This window comes from Paraclostridium sp., from assembly GCF_051656405.1.
GTDB lineage: Bacteria > Bacillota > Clostridia > Peptostreptococcales > Peptostreptococcaceae > Paraclostridium.
This window is the reverse complement of record NZ_JBOGBV010000021.1, coordinates 1-11,352: the sequence shown is the minus strand read 5'-3', so window position 1 is coordinate 11,352 and position 11,352 is coordinate 1. Positions and strand designations below refer to the sequence as shown.

Annotated in this window: 9 protein-coding genes and 2 pseudogenes; 2 read left to right on the top strand and 9 right to left on the bottom strand. The window is 27.9% G+C overall.

The genetic code is table 11. The annotated features are described in order from the left end of the window. Positions 1-218 precede the first annotated feature (218 nt). Positions 219-521: pseudogene (locus ACRDDE_RS03505) on the bottom strand (ABC transporter ATP-binding protein); the annotation flags it as partial. Positions 522-607: 86 nt separating this feature from the next. Here ACRDDE_RS03505 and ACRDDE_RS03500 point away from each other — a divergent pair. Next, positions 608-916, top strand: a pseudogene (locus tag ACRDDE_RS03500) (IS1/IS1595 family N-terminal zinc-binding domain-containing protein); the annotation flags it as partial. Between the two features lie 318 nt (positions 917-1,234). Here the strand turns inward: ACRDDE_RS03500 and ACRDDE_RS03495 are convergent. Beyond that, positions 1,235-1,471, bottom strand: a complete 237-nt coding sequence (locus tag ACRDDE_RS03495; RefSeq protein WP_053831829.1) for a hypothetical protein — start codon at positions 1,469-1,471, stop codon at positions 1,235-1,237. A 140-nt stretch (positions 1,472-1,611) separates the two neighbouring features. After that, complete coding sequence (locus tag ACRDDE_RS03490) at positions 1,612-3,597, bottom strand: oxidoreductase (RefSeq protein ID WP_438625555.1); 1,986 nt, start codon at positions 3,595-3,597, stop codon at positions 1,612-1,614. Between the two features lie 265 nt (positions 3,598-3,862). Between ACRDDE_RS03490 and ACRDDE_RS03485 the strand changes: the two genes are divergently transcribed. Further along, positions 3,863-4,015, top strand: coding sequence for a hypothetical protein (locus ACRDDE_RS03485; RefSeq protein ID WP_156317183.1), 153 nt, complete (start codon positions 3,863-3,865; stop codon positions 4,013-4,015). Positions 4,016-4,099: 84 nt separating this feature from the next. Here ACRDDE_RS03485 and ACRDDE_RS03480 read toward each other — a convergent pair whose 3' ends face one another. The 6 genes from ACRDDE_RS03480 to ACRDDE_RS03455 all read right to left on the bottom strand — a co-directional run. Further along, positions 4,100-4,780 (bottom strand): ABC transporter ATP-binding protein, encoded by a 681-nt coding sequence (locus ACRDDE_RS03480; RefSeq protein ID WP_438625557.1) that lies wholly within the window; start codon positions 4,778-4,780, stop codon positions 4,100-4,102. A 13-nt stretch (positions 4,781-4,793) separates the two neighbouring features. After that, positions 4,794-7,337, bottom strand: coding sequence for an ABC transporter permease (locus tag ACRDDE_RS03475; RefSeq protein ID WP_438625553.1), 2,544 nt, complete (start codon positions 7,335-7,337; stop codon positions 4,794-4,796). Positions 7,338-7,505: 168 nt separating this feature from the next. Continuing rightward, positions 7,506-8,843 (bottom strand): sensor histidine kinase, encoded by a 1,338-nt coding sequence (locus ACRDDE_RS03470; protein ID WP_438625551.1) that lies wholly within the window; start codon positions 8,841-8,843, stop codon positions 7,506-7,508. Then, positions 8,837-9,547, bottom strand: a complete 711-nt coding sequence (locus ACRDDE_RS03465) for a LytR/AlgR family response regulator transcription factor (RefSeq protein WP_438625549.1) — start codon at positions 9,545-9,547, stop codon at positions 8,837-8,839. The genes ACRDDE_RS03470 and ACRDDE_RS03465 overlap by 7 nt, the downstream gene beginning before the upstream one ends. 178 nt (positions 9,548-9,725) lie before the next feature. Then, positions 9,726-10,535, bottom strand: coding sequence for a nitroreductase family protein (locus ACRDDE_RS03460; RefSeq protein ID WP_438625548.1), 810 nt, complete (start codon positions 10,533-10,535; stop codon positions 9,726-9,728). 83 nt (positions 10,536-10,618) lie between these two features. Further along, positions 10,619-11,352 (bottom strand): peptidase dimerization domain-containing protein (locus ACRDDE_RS03455; protein WP_438625546.1); only part of this gene is annotated, 734 nt, incomplete at its 5' end.

Genomic DNA, 11,352 nt, shown 5'->3' with positions numbered 1-11,352 from the left:
AGTTTCATTTTGTTTATATATAAATTTGGCTATTTTAGCTTTATTTGACATTTTATAGTCTTCAATATTACTTTTCTTAATCATAAAATTCTCCCTTTGTTTTATAAAAACTTTTATAAAACTAATTATAGATTAAAGTATATATATAATCAATAAAGCAAAATAAATTCTCGTCCTTCTTTAAGAAGAATATAATTGTAAAAATAATATTTATAATGTTAACTGTTTGCTTCAACTATCTTTCCATCAGATATAGTTATAATTCTATCTGCAGTTTTTGCAATTTCATCATTATGAGTTATCATCACTAATGTTTGGTTAAATTCTTTAACACATACTTTTAAAATATCCATTACCTCTCTTGTAGTTTTCGAGTCTAAATTTCCAGTAGGTTCATCTGCAAATATTATAGAAGGTTTTTTCGCAAGTGCTCTAGCTATTGCTACTCTTTGTTGTTGTCCTCCTGAAAGTTCATTTGGAAATTTATTAATTTGACTTGAAATACCTAACTTTTTTATTAGGCTATGTTTTAAATTAATGTTGAAAATGAATACTTTTAAATATATAGGTTGTAATATAGATATATCAATGTGTCGGAGGTTATAGTATGCCAAGTATAAAGTCTATATTAACAGATATACAAACATTACCATTAGGTCAAGTAGAGGAATTATTATCTTACTTAGAAGAATTTCTTGTATTAAGGTCTCCAGTAGAGCAAGTATGTGAAGAAGTTAAAGAGTTTAGATTTGCCAAGGGGAAAGTATGTCCTCATTGCCATTCTGAATCGATATCAAGAAATGGTAAATACAATGGTAAGCAAAAATATATTTGTAAAGATTGTAGAAAGACTTTTACTGAATTTACAGACTCTGCAACATATAGAAGTAAGAAATCTTTAGATAAATGGCTAAAATAGTAGGTATAAATATATTTTGTTTTATTATACCAACTTGTTCTTCCAATATTAATTACTCGTTCATAATTTTAATTCTAATAAAAAACGCTTATTTGATAGCATAAGCTTTCAAATCCAATGTTCTTCATCATAAAGAGTTTTAGGCTATATATCAATCTGACAAAACGTTAAAGCCACACCCTTCAGACTTTATAGTGAATGAAGATGCTATATAACCTCAAACTCCCCCTATGGATCCAAACTAAGAGTTTATTATAAACAAAAGAAAAGCACTAATCTAAAGCCTAAGCCTTAAAATCAGTGCTTCTTAGAAAATTAATCTACTAACTTCCAAAATCCTGTTTTAGGTGTTACAAATAATTCATTCCCATCAAACTCTTTATATTCAGTGCATCCTCTTTTTAATATTTTTTGTACTATAAAACTCGACTCAGCCATTCCCGAATGTATCAGCATTTTTGCTAATTTTCCAAATCTCATCTCTCCATTTTCTTCTAATATATCTATTATCTTAGCTTGCATTTCCTGTATTTGCTGTTTAGTATACTCCATGGTCTATCTCCTTTAATCTTATCTTTATATCTATATTAACAAAATACCTATACAAATTAAAGTTTAAAGTTCTAACTAATCCCGACCTAATAGAAAGTTCTCTAAATTCCTAATCTTTTGAGTCCATTTATCAGATATATCTAAATATTTCTTGCTAATTCATAAGCATCCCAAATAGCATACATAATGTTATGAACTCCATTTGAGTCACCTATATTATAAACTGGAATATTTAAATCTTTGATTTCTTCATATAAACTATCATTAGATAGGTATCCTACTGAAGTTATTATTGTGTCTACTGGTATTTCAAATATATTATCTACTTGTTTAACTTCCACACTTCTATCCTTGGTCATTGTAACACTTGTATTCGTGTAGATGTCAACATTATGGAATTTAAGAAGATCTATTAACATAAATTCATTCATATGAGGGATACTATCATGACCACCTACTATTTCTGGCATCATTTCTACTACTGATATTTTTTTACCTTGCTGAGCAAGCCAAAGAGCAGTTTCACAACCAACTAATCCACCACCAACTACTACTATATTATCTCCACATGAAACTTTATTTAGAAGAATTTCTTCAGCAGTTACACTCTTCATAGAACCCTTAAAGTCTATTTTTCTTGCTGTAGAACCTGTTGCCACAACTATTATATCTACATCACATTGAGATAAACTATCCTGATCTATAAAAGTATTATATCTCACATCTACATTTAGTAACTCTAGTTGTCTCTTATAATAAGCTACTAGTTGATGATCATAACGTTTGAAATGAGGCATACCTCCAGGTATTAAATTACCACCTAATTTATCTGTTTTTTCACAAAGAGTTACCTTATGCCCAGATATAGACGCTACACGAGCTACTTCAAGACCTGCAACTCCTCCGCCGATAACTAGTATTTTCTTTTTAATAGTAGCTGGAACTATCCCGTAAATACTTTCCCTGCCACAAGCTGGGTTTACAGCACAGCTAACAGGGCCTTTAGATAGTCTTCCCATACAACCTTCATGACATCCAAGGCATGGTCTAACTTCATCTAATCTTCCTGTTCTCATTTTTTCAACATACTCTGGATCTGCAAGTAATTGTCTACCATAACCTAATATATCGCAACTTTTCCCTATTTCTTTTACTGCCATTTCTGGATTTTCCATTCTACCTGCAAGTATTATTGGTACATCTACATACTTTTTAAGAACTTCTCCAAACTCTCTATACACTCCCTCTTCGAAATACATAGGTGGATGGTTCCAATACCAAGAGTCATATGTTCCAGCATCAACATTAAGAGCATCATATCCCGCTTCAACTAAGATTTTAGCTGCTTTTATACCCTCTTCAATATCTTTTCCTGCTTCTACATAATCTTCTTTAGGTAGACCTCCTTGTCTCAATCCTTTCATACAGCTTTTTAAACTATATCTTAAACTTACTGGGAAGTCTTTGCCACAAGCTTTTTTTATTCCCTTAACTATTTCGGTTGATACTCTTAATCTGTTTTCTAAACTTCCACCAAATTCATCTTCTCTCTTGTTATAGAATGAAATGGCAAATTGATCTAATAAATATCCTTCATGAACTGCATGTATTTCTACTCCATCAAAACCTGATCTTTTTGCTACTACTGCTGATTCTACAAATTTTTGTATTAAATTCATGATCTCTTCTTTTGTCATTTCCCTATGTATTATGCTTGGGTCAAATCTATTCTCCTGTTCTGATGGTGCTATATTTATTGATGTAAAGCCAGGAAGCGCACTTCTTCCAAGACCTCCTGTAAGTTGTAAAAATATTTTAGCACCATATGCATGAATTCTGTCATTCATTGAATGAGTACTATGTATAAATGCAATAGGTGATTTAGTAGGACATGGCATTGTAATAGTTGGTATACCTTCGATACTATTATCAACAGAACATATCCCTGTTATTATAAGTCCTACTCCATGTTTCGCACGCTCTACATAATAGTCTTGTATACGTTGATTAAATCCCCCAAATGAATCTGCATAACCTACTGGACCCATAGGAGCCATCGATGTTTTGTTCTTAATTTTTAACTTTCCTATATAAGCCGGTTTAAATATTTCTGGATAATAAGTCATTTATTTACCTCCTCGAATATTGATCTACTTACGTTACAATTTAGCAGAATATATTCTGCAAGATAAGTGTAATCTCGTTATTAATACTAAGTCAACATATACTTAAAATAACATCATACTTACTAAAAGAAAAAACTTTCGATAAAATACGATAGATTTTAGAAGACAAAATCATTAATTTAATAAATGCTTTTTAATACAATATTTTTTCTTAAATCGGATAATAATAAGAATGTGTTAAAACTATTACTAGGAGGACAAATTGATGAAAAATAAACAACCAAAGTTTAATAGCCATAGTGATGTTAAAATGTCTTGCACTACAAAAAAAAGACTAGAAGGTACTTGCCCAGAATATAAAAATGGATGCCAATGCAAAGAAGAAAAAAATCAAAAATACACAAATCAATTTAAATAAATTTATAACATTATTATTAATTTATAGGGAGTCGTAAATACGACCCCCTCTCTTTCTGTTATTTTAGTATATACGCTTTAACTATTATCTAATTTTTTCTATACTTTTTACTTTTCCATCGCCTATAGTTACAACTATATCAGCCATTTTTGCTATTTTTTCATCATGAGTTATCATGACTAAAGTTTGATTAAATTCCTTTACACTCATGCAAAGCATGTCCATAACTTCTTTACTAGTTTTACTATCTAAGTTTCCAGTAGGTTCATCCGCAAATATTATAGAAGGTTTGTTCGCAAGTGCTCTAGCTATTGCTACTCTTTGTTGTTGACCTCCTGAAAGTTCATTTGGAAATTTATTAATTTGACTTGAAATACCCAACTTTTTTATTAAAGCATTTATATACTCTTTATCTTCTTTTTTTCCATCCACAGATACAGGAAGAATTATGTTCTCATATACATTTACAACCGGTATCAGATTAAAGCTTTGAAATATAAATCCAAACTCTGCTCTTCTTATCTTTGATAATTTATCATCTGATAACTTAGATATATCAGCTCCATCTAATATAACTTCTCCACTTGTTATACTATCAAGACCTGCTATACAATGAAGTAGAGTACTTTTACCACTTCCACTAGGACCTATTATTGCTGTAAATTTTCCTTTTTCAATAGATATGTTGATATTTTTTAATGCCTCTAATTTATTCTCACCTTTACCATAAGTCTTACTTAAATTTATTATATCTAATATACTCATCTCAACCTCACCTTTACTCTTCATTTCTAAGACCTTCTACTATACTTAATTTTGAAACCCTATTGTTTGCTAAATATCCAGCAACTACACATATAAGTATTGTTGCTACCCCAAACTGAAGTATTTCTACTGCAGGAATACTAAATTCATATGCTTGTTTAATTCCTAACCCTTTAGAAAAAGCTTCATTTGCTCTTTGCATATTTTTATAAACATTATAACTAGAAAATACTCCAGCTATAATTGAACTCAAAATTCCATATATAATGCTTTCTTTTAGTATCATTTTCTTAATATTTTTCATACTCATTCCAATAGATCTTAGTGTTGAAATTTCTTTAACTCTAATCATTATGCTTGTATTAACTATACAAACTATATTTATAGATGATATAACCATTGTAAGTACTACACTCACCAATACCTCTTTTTTAAGTTTTTCATTTCCTTCAGTAGACAGCTTTCTATTTTCATACTTACTTTCCATTTCCTTAAATCTATTTTCATTTATTATTTCTTTTACATTTGAAACTACTACTTCTTCTTTATCCTTTTGCAATTTTATAGATATATTATTAAAATCTTTTTTACCTGTTACCTGCTTAAAACTATTCTTATCTAATATAACTTGGAAATTTGAGTCTTTTCCACCTTCAGCGTTTAAAACATAGTCAGGTTTTAATAATCCTACAACTTTAATTTTTTGATTAACATATTTTACTTCTTTACCATTAATTACGGGAATTCTAGCTTCAATAATATCTCCTACTTTTAATTTTTTTAATGTACTTGAATCAGTTGATATAGCTTCCCCTGAGTAAAAGTAGTTAGATACTATTGCACTTTTTATATCACCGTCTTCCCTTAGGTTATCTATGTTTCCATCCTCTAGGTATTTTTCTAGTTTTTTAAGAGTACTTTTATCATATCCTTTTATAGCTATTCCTATTTCTAAGTTTGATTCATCCTTATCTAGAGAATTATATTGTTTGTAATAGTCGCTTATATTTTCTTTATTTGAGTTTAAGTATCCTGTAACATTCATACTCCTAGTTAAATTGCTAACTCCATCTATATCAGATATCTTACTTACCTCATCATCTGTGTATTCATTAAAATATTCACTTGAGTTGTTATAATTGTGACTAAGTATTATGTCACTTTCTCCCATTTCTGAAATAATTGGGCTAAGACTATCTACATTCTTATCATATTGTCTAAATGCAACCATATTAGTTATAAACAAGAAACCTGTCATACTTATTGAAAATATTGATAAAATTGTTCTTGTTTTGTATCTCCATATATTTTTGTATGCCATATACCCTGTAATTCCAAATACTTTTCTTATGAACTTATGATAAAATTTATCTTTTTTTACTGACTTTGAACTATTAGTACTTCTAATAGCTTCTATTGGGGATATCTTTCCACACTTATAAATAATAAAAACACTAGATATAGCTACTGAGATGACTGCCAGACTTAAAGGCTCTATTATACTTCCTTTACTTATATAAACACTTATAGGTTCATTGTATATACTTCTAAGCCCTACATACGATGCTAGTGTTCCAAGTAAAAAGCCTACCGCTAGTCCAATAATTAACACTAAAAAACTTTGAATACATATCATGCACCTTACATTTTTTTTAGTCATACCTATTGATCTTAACATTCCTATTTGTCTCGTCATATCTATTAAGATAATATTAAATATGTTGTATATGACTAGTGTCGCTGCAACCATAGGAATCAACTTATTAGTAAGCTTAATATTTTCACCTCTACACATCTCATAATTTTGTATAGCTTCATTTAGTTGCACATTTATCATGAAATTTTCGTCATCTAATTTATATTTGGCTATTACTTTATCTGCCATATCTATACTAGTGATAAATTTAAGTACCCCTGAATGACTTATTAGTTTTTTAGGTAAAATACTTTGATTTTCTGTGTATTTAGTAAAAGCTTTGACTTTATAGTATAAATTTTCATCATAAAATCCATCTGGCTTTTTCAATATTCCAACTAACTTAAATGACTTCTCTTTACTATAAATCTGATTTTGATTATTTTCATCTATATAATTTTTAATAATATTAAAATCAATACTTTGCCCTAAATCATCGCTTAACCCTATCTCTTTAAGCGCTTTTTCTTCTACTACTATTTCATTTTCATTTTTAGGTTCATTACCTTTTATAAGCTTATAACCATAAGAATCTATAAACCCGTTACTATAAGAGTTTAAACTTATAGATACTCCTTTATTACTTACTGCATTACCTAGGTTTATAACATCATTGATAACTTTTATATTCTTATCATTTTTTAATTGATTTACAGTTTCTAAATTAATATTGCTGTACTCTACATGATAATCACTAAATTTTTTATACGCTTCTTTTATATCATGTTTATTCTTAGATTCTGGAACTACATTAAGTGCAAATACTAATATAACAGCTAATGCAATACTAATGATTAATGATAAAGTTCTTCCCTTTTGCTTTTTTAAGTATGCTATAGCTAATCTAAAACTTACTCTCATCATTTCCCTCCTGTTTTTCGTATGTAATTGTTTCGAGGGCACATAAAAAAATGTTACCTTCTTTATCATCAAAGGTAACATTTCTAAAATTCGTATTCAATATAAGTCCGACAAGTGGTATTTTTTTGCCGACAACTGTCACGTTAATCAAAAATTTTCATTAAATTTTTACTCGAATGGGATATGAATACTAGTTATAAATTTAAACTTACTATTCTTAATTTTTAATTCTCCATTATACTTTTTTATTGAAGACTTTATACTATCCAAACCTATTCCATGAAGAAATTTATCTTTTTTAGAAGTTAAAATCTTATTGTTTCTAATTATTACTTTATTTGTTTTACTGTTTTCACATCTTACAACATAATAGCTCTTTATAAAAGTACCTTTTATAGTTATATATTTTTCTATATTATTATCATCAATTTTATTACATGCTTCTATTGCATTATCGATTAAATTTGAAAATATACTACTTATGTCAATCATATCTATGAATTCACATTTACTAAAATCTATGCCTACATTAAAATATATATTATTTTTTATACAGTCTTTACTTTTTTCATATAATATAATATCTAATAAAGCATTTCCTGTATTATAAATATTTTTATTATTTTTCACTTCATCTTCGATATTGTTAATATATTCATTTACGTCTTCACTACTATTTTTTAGTGACCTTATGTTTTCCATATGATTATTCATATCGTGGTATACTCGTTTCATTTTTTCTTGTGATTCCTTAACCATTAAATAGTATTTATATTGCATATCTAGTTTTTCATTTACAAGTTCCAATTTTACTTTTTCTTTTTCTGACTTTATTGAATTTGCAACAATAAATATTAATATTATATTTGTTATACCTAAGATATAAGGAAATACATACTCTATAAAACTAGATATCTTACTCATATATAAAATATTATTATATTCAATGTTATTGTTTATTACTATTCTATATAAATCATTTGATGCTGAAATTAAAACATTTAAAAGTACAAGTATAAATATATTAACTGTTATTGTTAGACTTATATATAATAGGTATTTGTTATAATTATATAGTTTTTGTATCTTATCAAGAAAATATATTCCTGTGAAAACAATCAAAAAATTTATTCCAAGATTCAATGCATATATATAATTACCTATATAACTAAACGTCATAAATAAAAACCAATAAATACTACATTCTATCAATATATATACTAAACTATATGTTAACGAATTAATAATAGACTTTTTTATATTAATGTTATAAACACATTTGCAAATTAAAGTTAATATTAACACTGTGCTGATTAGAGGTTGTAATGATACAACTCCAAAAGGCATACCCATTACAACTGACCATATAGCTAGTAATAAGATTACTATAGATTTAAGATTAATTTTACAGTTATAAACATAACCTATTTTATTCATTAACATAAAAAAACAAAATATGAATATAAACATATTTACAGTACCTAAAGCTCTATGAATACCTAACATAAAATCTCCTCTATCAACTCAAAAAATTTCTCTTTAGTTTCTTTAAATCTATATCTACTTACAGGTACTTCTTCACTAGTTTCAAGTATGGCAACATACTGTTTTATGGATTTTACGTGATCTAAATTAACTAAAAAACTCTTGTGGCATCTAAAAAATCTACTACAATCTATATCCTTCTCAAAATTGCTCATGGTTCCCTTTGTTTTATAAGTTTTAGTTGAGGTATGTATAGTTATATTTTCTTTTTGAACTTCTATATAAGTCATTTCATTTACATCTAATTTAATTTGATTTCCCTGTTCCTTTACTATAATGTATTTATTTTTTATATCTACTTCTTTAATACAGTTTATTATATTATCTTTTAATTTCTCATATTTTACTGGCTTTACTAAATATCTATAAGCTCTTACCTCATAGCCTTCTAGTGCATATTCTATCAAAGATGTAATAAATATAATTTCTACCTTATTGTCTAAAAGCCTAATTTTTCTAGCTGTATCCATCCCATTAATTTCACCTAATTGTATATCTAATAAAACTATATCAAAATCTTTAGAGTAATTTTCAAGTAGTTCTTCTCCTGAACTAAATATATCTAATTTATATTGTAATGAAATACTTTTAAATGCTTTATTAATATACCCTTCTAGTAACTCTTGTTGATCCTTTTCATCTTCACAAATTGCTATCCTAATCATAATACCCCCTTATGTCTTATAGAAGATTTCAACTTATCTATATACGTACACTTTAGGATAACATTTTTAAATCATTTTTATCAATACTCAAGTATAAGTAGTATCATTTAAGCGTAAAAAACCATACTGAATAAAATTCAGTATGGTTTTTCAATTCTATATAAGTAAATCTAAAGTTTTATATACTGCAATATCCTATGACTTCATAGTCCTCAGGTATATTATAATCTTTATCTATTTTATCTACATTCCATTTTAAGTCAAATAAAGTTGTATCTATTATTAATCCGAAATATAGCATAGCTATCCCAGCGTCTATACCTCTCTCGTAATTGCTAGTAAAATCATCTTTTTTAACTGCTAGTATAATTTTTCCTCCATCTATTATAAATCTCCATGGTTGTCTATTAAGAGTTGATGGTGCCATTCTAGCGTAACTAAATGCATCAAGAAGCCCTCTTTCTTCTAGCTCATCTATACTTGTATTTATTCCCCATTTATCCATATATACAATTTTTTCTACTCCTAATCTTTCTGATCCACTCTTATTTTTAATAGTTTTATCAATTCCATAACCTAACGCTATAATCGCAGTTACCTCTTTGTTTGATGAAATACCTAATTTTTCTTTTATAATATCACTATCATTAAAAGTTACCCAACATGAGTCAATATCTAAATCCCTAGCTTTTAAGATTAATCTTTCTCCTATATATCCGCTATTTTCAATGTATCCTCGTTTAACATCTGATAGTATAACAGCGTAACTAGGAGCTTTTATCATATGTCCATTGTACCCCGCTATATTCTCTAACTTTTCATAAGTTTCTTTGTTGTCAAATATTTTTAACTCTATATCCACTTCAGGTAATAATTTTTTAGACTTTTTTATGTAACTTTCTATTTCATTAAAATATTTTGATTCTATAGCTTCCTCTTTGAACTCTCTTACTGACTTTCCATCTAATATAAGTTGTTTATAATTCATAAATAATCCCCCTTTTAAATTCATTTATATACTTAATACCCACTTTATATTTAATATAATTATTTTTTCAGAAATTTCTTAAATTAACCTTTTAAATCTACCTTTTTTATTAAAACATCGTAGCCTGTATACGCAAGTGCTAAAGCTCCTATAAGTAATCTTTCATGTGCAAAAGGTGTTATAGTAGCATCTGCCATGTTTACACTATGACCTGTTACATTATAATTAGATATTCCTATATACGGGTGTATCGTAGGTGTTTTATGACTTACATTTCCTATATCACTTGAACCTGTATCTTTTGCTTCATAAATATCTTTTATCCCAAGAGTTCTTAAGTTTTTACTAAAAGACTCTGACAAACTCTTATTAGTTTTTAAATTATCATTAGGTAATTCATATCTTGTCATCTCTAGTTTTGAACCCGTCATAAGAGCAGCTCCTTGTGCAATATTTTTTACTTTTACTAATACATCATCTAGTATTTCTTTTGTAGCTGCTCTGAAGTAAAATTGAGCTACAGCTTTATCTGGAACAATATTTGCAGCTACTCCTCCATTAGTTATAATTCCATGCATTCTAACATCTGGAGTGACATGTTGTCGCAAAGCATCAATTCCATTAAATAACTGAATAACACTATTTAAAGCATTTATCCCATCTTGTGGACAAGAAGCCGCATGTGCAGTTTTTCCTGTATAAGTAAATTGTAATGGATAAAGCGCCATAGATGTCCCACTTTCTATAGTTTTATCTGATGGATGAACCATCATTGCAACATCTAGTTCATCAAATACTCCCTGTTCTGCAAAAATAA